This window comes from Streptomyces sp. A01 (assembly GCF_059026195.1).
Genome location: NZ_JBWLKN010000008.1, coordinates 80276 through 94527 on the forward strand (window position 1 = coordinate 80276; position 14252 = coordinate 94527).

The 14252-nt window shown below is 74.7% G+C and carries 13 protein-coding genes; 5 read left to right on the forward strand and 8 right to left on the reverse strand.

Annotated features, from left to right (window positions below; all coding sequences use genetic code 11):
* Nucleotides 1–252 precede the first annotated feature (252 nt).
* Together AC5P1B_RS12970 and AC5P1B_RS12975 are read right to left on the reverse strand one after the other, a co-directional pair.
* A complete protein-coding gene (locus AC5P1B_RS12970; protein WP_493887104.1) occupies nt 253–1131 on the reverse strand; it encodes a crotonase/enoyl-CoA hydratase family protein in 879 nt (292 codons plus the stop codon).
* A complete protein-coding gene (locus AC5P1B_RS12975; protein ID WP_493887106.1) occupies nt 1128–2774 on the reverse strand; it encodes an acyl-CoA dehydrogenase family protein in 1647 nt (548 codons plus the stop codon). Before AC5P1B_RS12975 ends, AC5P1B_RS12970 begins: the two co-directional genes overlap by 4 nt.
* 449 nt (nt 2775–3223) lie before the next feature.
* Here AC5P1B_RS12975 and AC5P1B_RS12980 point away from each other — a divergent pair, with 449 nt between their 5' ends.
* Nucleotides 3224–3946 carry a PaaX family transcriptional regulator C-terminal domain-containing protein gene (locus AC5P1B_RS12980; protein WP_493887350.1) on the forward strand — a complete coding sequence of 241 codons (723 nt, stop codon included), beginning with the start codon at nt 3224–3226 and terminating at the stop codon, nt 3944–3946.
* Nucleotides 3947–4100: 154 nt separating this feature from the next.
* On the opposite strand, the gene AC5P1B_RS12985 is transcribed toward AC5P1B_RS12980, so the two are convergent.
* The 3 genes from AC5P1B_RS12985 to AC5P1B_RS12995 all read right to left on the reverse strand — a co-directional run bounded on the left by AC5P1B_RS12985 (nt 4101) and on the right by AC5P1B_RS12995 (nt 7613).
* Complete coding sequence (locus tag AC5P1B_RS12985; protein ID WP_493887107.1) at nt 4101–5111, reverse strand: LacI family DNA-binding transcriptional regulator; 1011 nt, start codon at nt 5109–5111, stop codon at nt 4101–4103.
* A 130-nt stretch (nt 5112–5241) separates the two neighbouring features.
* Entirely contained in the window at nt 5242–6450 is a 1209-nt protein-coding gene (locus tag AC5P1B_RS12990; RefSeq protein ID WP_493887109.1) for an acyl-CoA dehydrogenase family protein, read from the reverse strand.
* Complete coding sequence (locus tag AC5P1B_RS12995) at nt 6447–7613, reverse strand: acyl-CoA dehydrogenase family protein (protein WP_493887111.1); 1167 nt, start codon at nt 7611–7613, stop codon at nt 6447–6449. Before AC5P1B_RS12995 ends, AC5P1B_RS12990 begins: the two co-directional genes overlap by 4 nt.
* A 187-nt stretch (nt 7614–7800) precedes the next feature.
* Between AC5P1B_RS12995 and AC5P1B_RS13000 the strand changes: the two genes are divergently transcribed.
* From AC5P1B_RS13000 to AC5P1B_RS13010, 3 genes are all read left to right on the forward strand, one after another.
* Complete coding sequence (locus AC5P1B_RS13000; RefSeq protein WP_493887112.1) at nt 7801–8595, forward strand: SDR family oxidoreductase; 795 nt, start codon at nt 7801–7803, stop codon at nt 8593–8595.
* Between the two features lie 177 nt (nt 8596–8772).
* Complete coding sequence (locus tag AC5P1B_RS13005; RefSeq protein WP_493887351.1) at nt 8773–9360, forward strand: TetR/AcrR family transcriptional regulator; 588 nt, start codon at nt 8773–8775, stop codon at nt 9358–9360.
* Between the two features lie 75 nt (nt 9361–9435).
* A complete protein-coding gene (locus AC5P1B_RS13010; protein WP_493887113.1) occupies nt 9436–10593 on the forward strand; it encodes an acetyl-CoA C-acetyltransferase in 1158 nt (385 codons plus the stop codon).
* Nucleotides 10594–10921: 328 nt separating this feature from the next.
* On the opposite strand, the gene AC5P1B_RS13015 is transcribed toward AC5P1B_RS13010, so the two are convergent.
* Nucleotides 10922–11521, reverse strand: coding sequence for a TetR/AcrR family transcriptional regulator (locus tag AC5P1B_RS13015; protein WP_493887115.1), 600 nt, complete (start codon nt 11519–11521; stop codon nt 10922–10924).
* 70 nt (nt 11522–11591) lie between these two features.
* Here AC5P1B_RS13015 and AC5P1B_RS13020 point away from each other — a divergent pair, with 70 nt between their 5' ends.
* Nucleotides 11592–12416: a class I SAM-dependent methyltransferase gene (locus AC5P1B_RS13020; RefSeq protein WP_493887116.1), complete on the forward strand. Its 825-nt coding sequence runs from the start codon at nt 11592–11594 to the stop codon at nt 12414–12416.
* Nucleotides 12417–12516: 100 nt separating this feature from the next.
* Here AC5P1B_RS13020 and AC5P1B_RS13025 read toward each other — a convergent pair whose 3' ends face one another.
* Nucleotides 12517–12993: a DUF3574 domain-containing protein gene (locus tag AC5P1B_RS13025; RefSeq protein ID WP_493887117.1), complete on the reverse strand. Its 477-nt coding sequence runs from the start codon at nt 12991–12993 to the stop codon at nt 12517–12519.
* A 228-nt stretch (nt 12994–13221) separates the two neighbouring features.
* Nucleotides 13222–14088 carry an SCO6745 family protein gene (locus tag AC5P1B_RS13030; protein WP_493887118.1) on the reverse strand — a complete coding sequence of 289 codons (867 nt, stop codon included), beginning with the start codon at nt 14086–14088 and terminating at the stop codon, nt 13222–13224.
* Nucleotides 14089–14252 lie beyond the last annotated feature (164 nt).

A 14252-nucleotide genomic window follows, 5' to 3' on the forward strand; every position in this document is an offset into this window, starting at 1 on the left:
GTGGGTTTGCCGCCACGAGCCGGCACCCGTGCGACGGCTCACGGGAGCCGGGGAGGACCCGGCGCGGCTCCGGGGGCCCGCGCGGCGGGCGGCTCCGGGGGCCGACCGCCGCGGGGCCGGGGGGCCGTGACCGGGCGGGGGGATAGCCGCCGCGCCGTACCGGTCGGCGGGCGAGGCAGTCCCCACCACCCGCGCACGACGCGCAGTCGGCTCCCTATGGGCTTGAGGAGGCGCCGGTCAGGCCGGTGGCTCTCACCGGTCTTCGGACTGGTCCCGGGACGGGCCTTCGGACGGGCCTCGAAGCCGGTCTGCGGCCGGGGCTCCAGGCTGGTCTCCTGGCCGGTCGCGGGACCGGCCCTCGGCCAGGTCCTCGAAGTCCCCGTGGCGTCCCGCTCCCGCCGCGAAGCGGGCGGCGCCGCTCATCGCCTCACCCAACGCCGCCCGGCCGTGCCGGAGCTCGTTGGCCATGGCGGCCTCCTCCGGCATCCCCTCCTGCTCCAGGAGAGCGGCCCGGTCGCCGCGCAGGCAGGTCTGCGGGAAGCGGGCGATCCCAGCGGCGAGTTCCTCCGCCGCGGCCCGCGCCTGCCCGGTGGGCACCAGCCGGTTGACCAGGCCCATGCCGTACGCCTCCGGTGCCGGAACCGGGCGCCCCGTGAGCACCAGGTCCATGGCACGGCTCGCGCCGATCAGCCGGGGCAGCCGCACCGTACCGCCGTCGATCAAGGGAACGCCCCAGCGGCGGCAGAAGACACCGAAGACCGCGTCCTCCTCGGCGACCCGCAGGTCACACCAGAGGGCCAGCTCAAGACCGCCCGCGACGGCGTGGCCGCTGACGGCGGCGATCACCGGCTTCGACAGCCGCAGCCGGGTGGGCCCCATCGGGCCGTCGCCGTCCTCGGTGGCACGGTTGCCTCGCTCGGTGCCGATCGCCTTGAGATCGGCCCCGGCGCAGAACGTTCCGCCCTCTCCCCACAACACGGCGACGCGCGCCCGCTCGTCCGCCTCGAAGGCCCGGAACGCGTCGGCCAGTGCCGTCGCCGTCGGCCCGTCGACCGCGTTGCGGGCGTGCGGGCGGGCGAGGATCACCGTGCTGACGTCGCCGGCATGTTCGGTACGGACGGGGCTGGTCACCGGGATTCCTTGGCGTGCGCGCGTTCGACGATCGACCGGGTGTCCGTGCCGGGCGGCAGGGTGCCGAAGGCGTGCCCCCAGTCCCCACCGAGCCGCGAAGCGCAGAACGCGTCAGCGACCGCCGGATGGCCGTACCGGACGAGCAGGCTGCCCTGGAGCACCAGCGTCAGCTGCTCGGCGAGCCGACGGGCGAGCACCTGGGCCCGCTGCGGATCGGTGAGCTGGCGGAGCAGGTCGCGGACCCGGGCGACCGCCGCGTCGAGGCGGGCGTCGGCGCCCGCGGCGGCGTCCACCTCGGCGAGGAACGCGTCCGCGGCGCCGGGGTCCTTCGCCAGCGCCCGCAGCACATCGAGGGCGGCCACGTTCCCCGAGCCCTCCCAGATGGACAGCAGCGGTGCCTCGCGGTAGAGCCTGGGCATGCCGGACTCCTCGACGTAGCCGTTGCCGCCCAGGCACTCCAGCGCCTCGGCCGCGTGCGTGCTGCCGCGCTTGCACACCCAGTACTTGCTCACCGCGAGCCCCAGCCGCCGCAGCGACGCCTCCGCCGCGTCACCGGCCAGCGCCCGGTCCAGCGACGCGGCCAGCCGCATCGCCAGCACCGTCGCCGCCTCGGACTCCACCGCCAGGTCCGCCAGCACATGCCGCATCAGCGGCTGATCGATCAGGTCGGCGCCGAACGCGCGGCGGTGCGCCGTGTGGTGCAGCGCCTGGCGCAGTCCGGCCCGCATGCCCGCCGCCGAGCCGATGACGCAGTCGAGCCGGGTCATGTTGACCATCTCCACGATGGTGCGCACCCCGCGCCCCGGCTCACCCACCGGCCAGCCCACGGCCTGCTCGTACTCGATCTCGGCTGACGCGTTCGACCGGTTCCCCAGCTTGTCCTTGAGCCGCTGCAGGCGCAGCGCGTTACGGCTGCCGTCGGGGAGGACACGCGGCAGCAGAAAGCAGGTCAGCCCCTCGGGTGCCTGTGCGAGCGTCAGGAAGACATCGCTCATCGGCGCCGAGGTGAACCACTTGTGACCGGTGATCACATAGGTGCCGTCGCCCGCTGGAACGGCGCTCGTGGTGTTCGCCCGCACATCGGAGCCGCCCTGCTTCTCGGTCATCGACATGCCCGCGATCAGACCCTGCTTGCCGAGCGGCGGCCGCAGACCGAAGTCGTACGTGCGGGAGGCGAGCAGGGGCTCGTAGGCGGCGGCCAGCTCCGGCTCGGCGCGCAGCGCGGGAATGGCGGCGTACGTCATGGAGATCGGGCAGCCGTGCCCCGCCTCCGCCTGGGCCCACGCGTAGAACTTCGCCGCCCGCACCAGGTGCGCCCCCGGCCGTGGCTCGTTCCACGCCGCCGCGTGCTGCCCACTGGCGACGGCCTCGCGCATCAGCTGGTGCCACGCCGGATGGAACTCGACCTCGTCGACACGGTGCCCGTACCGGTCATGCGTGCGCAGCACGGGGTGGTTCTTCTCGGCCAGCCGTGCCCACTCCTGCACCTCGGCCGAGCCCGCCCGGGCGCCGGTCTCCCGCAGCTCGGGCTCCCCCCAGCCGCCGCCCTCGCGGTGCAGGGACTCCAGCAGCGCGGCGTCGTCGGCCGTGCTGAAATCCGTCAGCGGCGGGGCTTGGTTGAACACGTCATGCGTGGGGCTCACGAGGACCTCCGGGCGTGCCGAGCCGATACCCTTACACATCTATGATGCGTGATGGTGAACTGTAATGGCCAGGGGTGGGGCGCCTGGATTCCGGACCCCACGACAAAGGCGTCACCATGGAGCACAGCGACGGGCAGAGCGGCGAGTGTGACAGCGAGAACGCGCGTGGCGTGCACGCGTACGCACGTACGCGTATGCGGTGGGGGGTGGGCTCCGGTGAACGTGTACGGCAGGAGACAGGCATGGGCGGCGAAGCGGGCGCGGGCAGGGACACGAACGCGGCCAGGAATGTACACGAGGCGGCGGAGGCAGCGGAGGCGGCAGAGATAGCGGGGACAGCTGGGACAGCCGGGGCAACTGAGACAGCCAGGACCTCAGGAGCGAGCACGGCGGTCAGAGCGGCTGGGGCAGTCCAGGCAGTCCAGACACCCGAGGCAGCCGCAGGGCCGTTGACGCCGCGGCCGCTGACCGCCCGCTCGATCGTGCTCAGCACCCTGCTCGGCCACCACCCCGCCCAGCTCCCGGCCCGCGCCCTCGTACGCGTCGGTGAACTCTTCGGCACGGCCGAGGGCACCGTCCGTGTCGCGCTGACCCGCATGGTCGCCGCCGGTGACCTGGAGCAGAGCGACGGCACCTACCGGCTGTCCGCCCGCCTGCTGGCCCGGCAGGCGCGCCAGGACGACAGCCTCGCCCCGCGCACCAGGCCCTGGGCGGGAGACTGGGAGATCGCCCTCGTCACCGGCGAGCGCCGCCGTCCGGCGGCCGAGCGCGCCGCCCTCCGGCAGGCGATGAGCACCCTGCGGCTGGCCGAGCTCCGCGAGGGCAGCTGGCTGCGCCCCGCCAACCTCGTACGGCCCCGCCCGCCCGTCGCCGCCGAACAGTGCGCCTGGCTCACCGGCACCCCGGAGGGGGCGCCGGGCCGGCTCGTGGCGACCCTGTGGGACCTCGACCACTGGGCCGCGCGTGCGCGCGGGTTGCTGTCAGCTCTGACGGCGGCCGACGACCCGGCGCGGCGGTTCACCGTCTCGGCGGCCATCCTGCGGCACCTGCTGTCCGACCCCGTCCTGCCGGAGCCCCTGCTGCCCGCCGACTGGCCGGGCGGCGCGCTGCGGGCCGCCTACGACGGCTTCGAGCGGGAGTTCCGCGCGGTGGTGCTCGGCCACGCGGCCTGACGGGGCAGCGGCGGGTGGGCCGAGGCCGTCATGCGGCGCGTGCTCGGCGGCGGTGACGGCTCGCGGGCCGCGGGGGACGTGCCGGCCTCCACGCGAACGCCAGGTCGGAGCGTCAGATCCGCGTTCGGGCCCAGCGGGCCCGCCGCGCGGTCCGTCAGCCCGACTCCCTGATCACGAGTTCCGTCGGCAGCACGACCGACGGCGCGACCCGTTCGCCCGCGGCCAGGCGCAGCAACTGCCCGGCGAGGCAGCGGCCGAGTGCGGTGATGGGCTGCCGTACGGTCGTCAGCGGCGGGTCGGTGAACCGGGCGGTCTCGATGTCGTCGAAGCCGACCACCGCGACGTCGTCGGGCACTCGCCTGCCCGCCAGGCGCAGGGTGCGCAGCGCCCCGATGGCCATCAGGTCGGAGGCGGCGAACACCGCGTCCAGCCGGGGGTCCTCCAGGAGCAGCCGCCGCATCGCCGTGGCGCCGGACTCCTGGGTGAAGTCCCCGGTCGCGACGGTGGCCGGCAGCCGGGCGGCGGACAGTTCCGCCTGATAGCCCGCCAGCCGGTCGACCCCCGCGACCATGTCGGGAGGACCGGCGACCGTGGCGATCCGGGCCCGCCCGGCCCCGGCCAGATGGCGGGTGGCCGCCGCCGCGCCCCCGGCGTTGTCGACGCCGACATAGGGCAGGGTCGCCGCGCCGGGGCCCAGCAGCCGTTCGTTGCTGACCAGGGGCAGGCCCATCCGTGCCAGCCTGCCGGGCAGTGGGTCGGCGCCGTGCACGGAGGCCACGATCACTCCGTCCACATGGCGGGACACCGCGTAGCGCTCGATGCGGTCCCGGCTGGCCGCCGAGCCGCCCATCAGCAACACGAGCTGCTTGTCGGCCTCTTCGAGTTCCTGGCCCACCCCGCGCACGATGGCGGGAAAGAACCGGTCGTCGGAGAAGACCCGCCCCGGCGTCTCGGGCAGCACCAGGGCGAAGGAGTCCGTGCGCTGCGTGACCAGGCTCCTGGCGGCCTGGTTGGGGACGTAGCCGAGCTCCTGGATCGCCCGCAGGACCGCCGTACGCCGGTCATCGGTGACATGCGGTGAGCCGTTGACGACACGGGAGACCGTGGCGCGCGAGACGCCCGCGTGCAGCGCCACGTTCTCCAGCGTGGGCCTGGACCGGTCCATCGACGTCTCCCTCGCGGGTCCTCGGGCCGCCGCGCGGCGCGCCGTGCCGGGCCAGCCTATGCGCGGATGACCGGATGCGGCGCCGGGACACGGCAGGCGGGGGAGCAACTCCCTTACGGCGCCGGGTGTTTCACCACGCGAGGGGGCGGTCCGGTGAGTCGGGGGAATCCGGGGAATCCGGTGGGGCGTCAGCGTCCAGGACCCGGGCGCGGCAGGCGGCCGGTGAGCCCCAGGCGGTGCGGAGGGCGCGGGCCTTCGTCAGCCACAGCGACAGGTCGTTCTCGGCGGTGTACCCCGTCGCGCCGTGCACCTGGAGCGCGGTGCGCGCCGCCTCGTACGCGGCGTCACCGGCCATCGCCTTGGCGGCGGCCACCTCGGCGTCGGCGTGCGCGGCGCCGGAAGCGACGGCCACAGCCGCCCCGTAGAGCAGGGGACGCGCGAACTCCAGACCGACGAGAGTGTCGGCCAGCCGGTGCGCCACGGCTTGGAAGGAGCCGATCGGCCTGCCGAACTGGGTGCGCGTCCTGGCGTATTCGGCGGTGCGCTCCAGCAGCGCCAGCCCCACGCCCAGCGCCTGCGCCGCGGTCGCCAGGGTGGCCCACCGTCCGGCTCGCGCGGCCGCGGGCCCGACGGCGGCGCCCCATGCCAGCGGCCGCCCGCCGGGCACCGGCCGGGACAGCCGCCGCGCGGGGTCCAGCGACGCCTGCACGAGGCCGTGCCCGCCCGCGCGCCACACCGCGTGCCCGGCGCACCGCCCACGCGGGTCGCCGGTGCGGTCCGGAACGCCTTCGGTGGTCGCTGCCGTGGCCGGTGCGGTCCGCGTGGCCGATGCGCCGTCACCGGTCGGCGAGCCCTCCGCGCCGCCGTCGCCGGTGTCCGCGCCGTCCGCCCGGCCGGTGACGACGAAGGTCACATCCGAGGTGTCCGCGTCGAGGGCGTACGGTCCCGAACCCGGCAGCACAAGCGACGCGGTGATGGTGCCCGTGGCGATGCCCGGCAGGAACGCGTCGGCGGGGCCTGGCACACCGTGCTCGGCCAGGGCGGTGAGCAGCGCCGCCACCGCGGCCGTCTCCACCACGGGACCTGGCACCGCGTGGCGGCCCAGTTCGATGTAGGCGGCCGCCAGCTCCACCGGCAGCGGTCCCACTCCCCGCTGCGCCTCGGGCACGGCCAGCGCGAACACGCCCGTCTCAGCTAGCCGCCGCCACAGCGTCCTGCCCTCGGCGGGGTCGCCGCTCGCCCAGGCCCGTGCGGCCCGTTGCGGCGCCGCGGCGGTCAGCAGCCGGTCCACGGTGCGGACGAACTCCGTCTGCTCGCCGGTCAGCGCGAACCGCGTCACCGGCGCCCCCTCGGCAGGCCGAGCAGCCGCTCGGCGATGATGTCCCGCTGGATCTCGTTGGTGCCCGCGTAGACCGGTCCCGCGAGGGCGAAGAGATAGCCCTGCGACCAGCTGCCGTGCGCGGGAGCCTCGGCGGCCGTGTCGGAGAGTTCGCCCAGCGGGCCGAGCAGATCCAGCGCCGTCTCATGCAAGGCGATGTCCAGCTCGGACCAGAAGACCTTGTTCACACTCGTCTCCGCCCCCCGGGGGCCGCCGTCGGCGCCCCGCGCGGCGGCCGCGTAACCGGACAGCTGGTAGGCGCGGGCGCGGATCAGCACGTCGGCGACGCGGTCGCGCAGCGCCGCGTCCGCCGGGTCGGCCCGCGCCCGCCACAACCGTGCCAACCGCTGGGCGGCCGCGCTGAAGCGCCCGGGGCTGCGCAGCGTCAGCCCGCGCTCGTGGCCCGCCGCACTCATCGCGACCCGCCACCCCTCGCCGGGTTCGCCGACGACGTCCGCGTCGGGCACGAACACGTCATCGAGGAAGATCTCCGCGAAGGCGGGCTTGCCGTCCAGGCGCCCGATCGGCCGCACCGTCACCCCTGGCGCGTCCAGCGCGAACATCGCGTACGTCAGGCCCTGGTGCGGCCGCTCGGCGCGGGCGCCGCGGAAGAGACCGAAGGCGCGGTCGGCGAACGCGGCCCGGGACGACCAGGTCTTGTGGCCGTTCAGCAGCCACCCGCCGCCTGTCCGGGTGGCGGTGGAGCGCAGCGAGGCGAGGTCGGAGCCCGCTTCCGGCTCGGACCACGCCTGTGCCCAGACGACGTCGCCGCTGGCCATCGCCGGCAGCAGCCGGGTGCGCTGCGCGGCTGTCCCGTGCGAGAAGAGGGTGGGGGCCAGGAGGCTGATGCCGTTCTGGCTGACCCGGCCGGGGGCGCCCGCCGCGTAGTACTCCTCCTCGAAGATCAGCCAGCGCGTCAGCGACGCGCCGCGCCCGCCGAACTCCTCGGGCCAGGACACCACCGACCATCGGCCGTCCCACAGGACGCGCTCCCACTCCCGGTGCGCCGCGAAACCCTCGGCGGTCTCCAGCGAGGGCAGCGCCGTGGCGGGTAGGTGGGCGGCGAGCCAGCGCCGCGCCTCGGCGCGGAACTCCGCGTCCTCCGCGCTGACATCGAGGTCCATCCGCTCCGCCCCTCACCGGGTCGCGCGCTGGTGACACCAGCGCTCCTGGCGCCAGCGCCCTGACAACGGCTCCGCTGAAAACAGCTTCCCAGCTTCCCTAACAAGTGTTTGGTAGATTAGCCTGCGGTGCGTCACGAGTCGAGAGACCGAGAAGGCCGTCGGCAGCCGCCCGAGGAAGGCCCCGCGCATGACGCCCGCACTCCCTCCGCCCGGCTACGTGCCGGGCCATGGCCTGCTCGCCCACCGCAGCGCCGTCATCACCGCGGCGGCGGGCACGGGCATCGGCGGCGCCACCGCGCGGCGCTTCCTGGAAGAAGGCGCTCAGGTCGTCCTCGGCGACCGGCACGCCCGCCGCCTCACACAGACCGTGGACGCCCTCGCCGCCGAATTCGGCGCTTCCAGCGTCGCCGGACTGCCCTGCGACGTCACCGACGAACAGCAGATCGCCGACCTCCTCGCCCTCGCCGAACGGCGGCACGGCCCGCTCGACATCCTCGTCAACAACGCCGGTCTCGGCGGCACCGCCGAACTGGCCGACATGACCGACACCCAGTGGGAGCAGGTCATCGGCACGACCCTGACCGGCACCTTCCGCTGCACCCGCGCCGCGCTGCGCCGGATGAGGGACACCAGCGGCGGCGGAGCCATCGTCAACAACGCCTCGGTGGCGGGCTGGCGCGCACAGCGCGGCCAGGCCCACTACGCGGCGGCGAAAGCGGGCGTCATGGCGCTCACCCGCTGCGCCGCGATCGAGGCCGCCGCGTACGGAGTACGGATCAACGCCGTCTCACCCAGCCTGGCCACGCACCCGCACCTCGCGAAGGTCACCAGCGCGGACCTCCTCGAACAGCTCACCGGGCGCGAGGCGTTCGGCCGCTCCGCCCAGCCGTGGGAGGTCGCCAACGTCATCGTCTTCCTGGCCAGCGACTACGCCTCGTACATGACCGGCGAGACGGTGTCCGTCAGCAGCCAGCGCGCGTGAGGCGACAATGGCCGGGTGCCGAAGACCAGCGAGACCAGCGCGACACCCAGCACCCCGACCAGCGGCGGCCCGGTGCCCAAGAAGACCGCCGCCCCGGCCGCCAAGAAGACCACCGGCCCGGCCGCCACCCGTACGAGAGCCAGGGCCGGTGGCGGGTCCGGGCAGCGCGAGGCATCGGTGAGCCCGGCCGCCGAGCGCCGTCGCGAACTGCTCAGCACGGCGGCGGACGTGTTCGCCGAGCAGGGGTACAACGCCACCACCGTGCGGCAGATCGCGGACGCGGCGGGCTTGCTGGCCGGAAGCCTCTACTACCACTTCGACTCCAAGGAATCGATCCTCGACGAGATCCTCTCCACGTTCCTGGACGAGCTGTGGGCCGGTTACGACGCGGTGCTCGCCGCCGGGTACGGGCCCAGGCAGACCATCGAAGCGCTGGTCACCGAGTCGTTCCGGGAGATCGACCGGCACCGCGCCGCTGTCGCGATCTACCAGCGGGAAGCCAGGCATCTGGCGAGCCAGCCGCGCTTCGGCTACCTGGCCGCGTCGCAGCGCGAGTTCGAACGTGCCTGGCTCGGCACCCTGGAGCGCGGAGTGGCCGAACACGCCTTCCGCGCCGACCTCGACATCCGGCTGACCTACCGCTTCGTACGCGACACCGTCTGGGTCGCGGCGTCCTGGTACCGGCCGGGCGGACAGCACAGCCCGGAGGAGATCGCCCGCCAGTACCTGACGATGGTGCTCGACGGGGTCGCCGTACGTGAATGACGCCCGGCGGGGCCGGAGGGGAGTCCACGCGGCATCCCGGCCGGCCACATGACGGGCACGACGAAAGGAGTGGCCATGGCGGAGGCATACCTCGTGGAAGCGGTGCGGACGCCCGTCGGCAGGCGCGGCGGCGGGCTGTCCGCCGTCCACCCCGCCGACCTCGGCGCCCGGGTGCTGACGGCGCTGATGGACCGTTCGGGCGCCGACCCGGCCGCCGTGGACGACGTCGTCTTCGGCTGCCTGGACACCGTCGGCCCGCAGGCCGGTGACATCGCCCGCACCAGCTGGCTGGCCGCCGGACTGCCCGACCACGTGCCCGGCGTGACCATCGACCGGCAGTGCGGCTCCTCCCAGCAGGCCCTGCACTTCGCCGCGCAGGGCATCCTGTCCGGAACGCAGGACCTGGTCGTGGCGGGCGGCACGCAGAGCATGTCGCAGGTGCCCATCGGCTACGCCAGCGGCCGGGCCGCCGAACCCCTCGGTCTGACCGGTGGCCCCTTCGCCGGTTCGCTGGGCTGGCGGGCACGCTACGGGGACCAGCCCGTCTCCCAGTTCCACGGCGCCGAGCTCATCGCCGGAAAGTGGGACATCACGCGCACCGCCATGGAGGAGTTCGCGCTGCGCTCCCACCAGCGCGCGGTGCGGGCCATCGACGAGGGCCGCTTCGACCGCGAACTGGTGCCGTACGGGGAGGTGACGGCCGACGAAGGGCCGCGCCGCGACACCTCCCTGGAGATGATGGCCGCACTGCGCCCCCTCGCCGACGGCGGGCGGCTGACCGCCGCCCTCTCCTCGCAGCTCTCCGACGCCGCGTCAGCCGTGCTGGTCGCGAGCGAGCGCGCCGTACGCGACCACGGGCTGACCCCGCGCGCCCGCGTCCACCATCTGTCGGTGCGCGGCGCCGATCCCATCACGATGCTGAGCGCGCCCATCCCGGCCACCGCCCACGCCCTGCGCGCGGCGGGCATGACGATGGACGACATCGACCTGGTGGAGATCAACGAGGCGTTCGCGCCCGTCGTCCTCGCCTGGCTGAAGGAGACCGGCGCCGACCCCGGCACGGTGAACGTGAACGGCGGGGCCATCGCCCTGGGCCACCCCCTGGGGGCGACCGGCACCCGGCTGATGACCACCTTGCTGCACGAACTGGAGCGCACCGGAGGGCGGTTCGGCCTCCAGACGATGTGCGAGGGGGGCGGCCAGGCGAACGTCACCATCATCGAACGGCTGTGAGCGGGCCGCTCCGCGCCAACGGCGCCGCCCGCGGCCGGGCCTCGCCAGGACTGAGTGGTCCGCGCGCGCGTCGCGCGCGTAGTCGGCCAGCCGGGCCACCTCGCCGCCGTCGGCGGCGCCGTGGCAGGCGACGGGCGGCCACCCTTCCCGTCGGGGAGACGGACGACGGCCCTCGGCGACGGGCCCGGGGCCGGAACGCGGGATCGAGGCCGCCGACCCCGTCAACGCCCATCAGGCAGCGGGGCGCGAGCGCTCGCTCGGTGGCACCGGGCGAGCGATCCTGGAATCGTGCGGACGGAAGTGTGACGGCTTCCGCCCGCACACCCCTTCAGCGTGGCGGTTCCCGCGTGACGCCGGCGATGACCGTGGTCACGACCTTGTGGACAGCTTCAGCCTCCGGCGGGGTGCCTTTCCGGTCGGCGAACAGCATGTGCGCGGCCCCGATCAGCGTGGGAGCGAGAGTGTCGACATCGGCGTCGGGCGCGACGCGGCCCAGTTCCCGCTCGGCGGCGAGGTAGGAGGCGATCATGGCCGCGGCTTCCGTCAGGACCGGGACGCCGGTCGGTCTGGCCTGGCGCAGCCGGGCGCGCAGGTCATCCCGGGAGGTGACGAGGCCGACGATCGCCACGGCGACCGACCCGAACAGGTCCGTCAGCGCACCGGCGAGGTGACCGGCGACGGTGCCGGTCCCGGCGGCGCCGCGCAGGGCGGCGGCCTGGTGGTCGATCCGGGCGACGCGGTCCAGCACGAGCTCGGCGAGGAAGGCGTCGAAGTCGGCGAAGTGCCGGTGCAGGACCCCCTTGGCGCAGCCTGCCTCCGCGGTGACCGCTCGGCTGGTCAGCGCGCTCGGCCCGTCCCGGAGCAGGACGCGCTCGGCGGCGTCGAACAGCTGCTCGCACGCGTCGCGGATGGCTACGCCCGTCGGCACCGTGGTTCCTCCTGCCTCGACCGGCCCCACCCGGTCGACGAGTGGGCATGTGCCCACTTATAGTGGGCACATGCCCACTATACCGCCGGAGCGCGCACGTCTCGCCGAATCCGAGCCCCATCGAGCCCGACAGATAGCCGAGTCGTTCGGGTCTGACCCCGAACGCTACGACCGGGCCAGGCCGCGCTATCCCGACGCGATGGTGGAGCGGATCGTCGCCGGGAGCCCCGGGCCCGACTTTCTCGACGTCGGCATCGGAACCGGCATCGCGGCCCGGCAGTTCCAGGCGGCCGGCCGCAGCGTGCTCGGGGTCGAGGCCGACGCGCGGATGGCCGAGTGGACGCGGCAGCGCGGGCTCGCGGTCGAGGTGGCGGCGTTCGAAGCCTGGGACCCGGCAGGGCGGGCGTTCGACGCCGTCGTCTCCGGGCAGACCTGGCACTGGGTCGACCCGGTCGCGGGAGCCGCGAAGGCGGCCGAGGCGCTGCGGCCCGGTGGCCGGCTGGCGGTGTTCTGGAACGCGGGCAGGCCTTCACCCGACTTGGCCGAGTCCTTCGCCTCGGTCTACCGCCGGGTGATGCCCGACTCGCTGGCTTCCCGGCAGTGGACGACCAGCTCGGACGGGTACTCGGCGCTGAGCACCAGGGCAGCCGACGGCATCCGGGAGGCGGGCGCGTTCAGCGAGCCGGAGCAGTGGCGATTCGACTGGGAGCGGATCTACACCCGCGACGAGTGGCTGGACCAACTGCCCACGACCGGAGGCCACACCCAGCTCCCGCCGGGCAGGCTGGAGGAGGTGCTGGCCGGCGTCGGCGCCGCCGTCGACGCGATGGGAGGCAGCTTCACGATGCGCTACGCCACGGTGGTGGTCACCGCGACGCGAACGGGCGCCGCCTGACCGGCCCTGCGGCCTGTCCGCCGCTCGCCTGACGCGCGCCCGCGCGACTCACCCTCACCGTGGCGCCGTTCTCGTCCCGTCCCCGCCCCCGGCCTCGTTCTCAGAAGTCCACCCAGGTCGGCTCGTCCGCACGGGCCACGGACTCCTGCGCGTACGCCTTCTCGTACGCGTCGCGGATGCGCTCGATGTCGCCGTCGTGGATCTTGGCCTCGGAGCGCGGGTACAGCAGGATCAGCTCGTAGGAGCGTTCGCGCTCGATGGTGCCGTTCTGGTCACGCCACTGGCCACGGCCGTCCTGGATGGTGAGCCCGCTCGGGAACGCGGGTGTGACCTTGCGGTCCACGAAGGTGAGGAACTGCTTGTCCGTCACCGGCGGCCCGCCGTCCGGGCGCTCGGTGCCGAAGAACAGGCGTGTCTCGATGTACGCCTTGCCGCGCTTGGTGGTGGTGGAGGCGGGCGCGGGGGAGTCGGTGTCCAGGGTGGCGTACGCGGTGGGCGCCCCCACCGCGAGAGCGACGGCGGTCCCGATGGCGGCGAGGCGCAGCCGGTGCTTCACGCGGGGCTTGAAGGTCGGCACGTGCGGTGATCCCTTCGCTTGTGCCCGGCGCCCCGCGTCGTCGCGGGCTTCCGCCGGGCTTGCTGGCAGGCGCCCTTCACCCTGGCGCCCGCGTGCCCCGCGTGCGCGCGGAAAGCGCCGCAACGTCCGGAACTCGCCGCTCACCGCCCATGCTCAACCCCGCCCCGTGCCCACCGTCCCCGGTGTGCCCCGGAGCCACGGCTGCCCCGTCGCCCCGTCTTCGGGCCGTTACGCCGGAGCGTCGGCGAGCGCGGGGAGACCGATCGGGTTGGGGAACCGCAGCGCCGGTGCGCAGGCCCGGGCCAGCGGCGTCAACAGCGCGGTCAGCCGCTCGCGTCCGCCGGCGCCGATGCCCTGCCAGGGGCGGCGCGCCGCCCGGTCGGTCGCTTGCTCGACCTCGCGCATCAGATCCCGGCCCGCGTCCGTGGCGGCGGCGTCCGCCGCGAGCAGCCCGCGCTCGGCCAGCCGCTCGTGCGCGGCGTCCCACTCGGCGTCCGTCCATCCCCGGTGCGGCTGAAGCTCCTCGCGCGGCAGATCGATGCCCGCACGGAGCACCAGCACCTCGCAGCCGTCGAGTCCGGCGGCGACGAGGGCCGCTACATGGCCGTCGCCCCGGTGCTCGCGCAGCAGCGTCGTCGTGTGCCACAGCCGGTCGACGGGCGCCTCCGGCCCGGTGAGCCGGGCGTTGGCGGCGGCGAGCACCCGGCCCGCGCAGTCAAGCCCGGCGGTCAGCTCGCCAAGGGCCGCCGCCGCCCGTTCCACTCCGGCCTCCTGACCGGCCAGCAGCCGCCGCAGCGCCGCGCCCGCCCCGGCGCGCCGCGCCTCCAGCGCCCGCTCGGGCGGGGCCGCCCTCCACACCTCGGGTACGGCCCGGGCGACCATCCCCGGGGCGAAGCTGAAGAAGGCGGCGGTGACCGGCTCAGGGCCGACCGGGCCGAGCGGCGCGGCACGGCCCGCGAAGTACCCTCGCCAGAAGCCCTTCAGGCCCGCCTCCTGGAAGGCGGCAAGCGCGTCGGGGGCGAAGTAGCTGACCGCGTGGACGGTCTCCACCAGCGGCCACAGGGCACGGGCTGTCTCTTCGGCTGCCTCGCTCATGTCTCTTCCTCACTCGTCAGCACGCCGCCGTACGTCCTTCCGCGCGCCCGCGCGCGTCACCGTACGTCCGGCGCTCGTCGGCACATGACACCGTACGTCCGGTGGCGACCCGCGCTCACGGCCCCCGCTGAGCGCCCGGCGGCCACGCCCGTACGGCACGGCCC

Coding starts and splice junctions, on each gene's coding strand:
- AC5P1B_RS13020 (WP_493887116.1), top strand. CDS start 11,592: ATGCCCACTATACCGCCGGAGCGCGCACGTCTCGCCGAATCCGAGCCC.
- AC5P1B_RS13000 (WP_493887112.1), top strand. CDS start 7,801: ATGACGCCCGCACTCCCTCCGCCCGGCTACGTGCCGGGCCATGGCCTG.
- AC5P1B_RS12985 (WP_493887107.1), bottom strand. CDS start 5,111: ATGGACCGGTCCAGGCCCACGCTGGAGAACGTGGCGCTGCACGCGGGC.
- AC5P1B_RS13030 (WP_493887118.1), bottom strand. CDS start 14,088: ATGAGCGAGGCAGCCGAAGAGACAGCCCGTGCCCTGTGGCCGCTGGTG.
- AC5P1B_RS13010 (WP_493887113.1), top strand. CDS start 9,436: ATGGCGGAGGCATACCTCGTGGAAGCGGTGCGGACGCCCGTCGGCAGG.
- AC5P1B_RS12995 (WP_493887111.1), bottom strand. CDS start 7,613: ATGGACCTCGATGTCAGCGCGGAGGACGCGGAGTTCCGCGCCGAGGCG.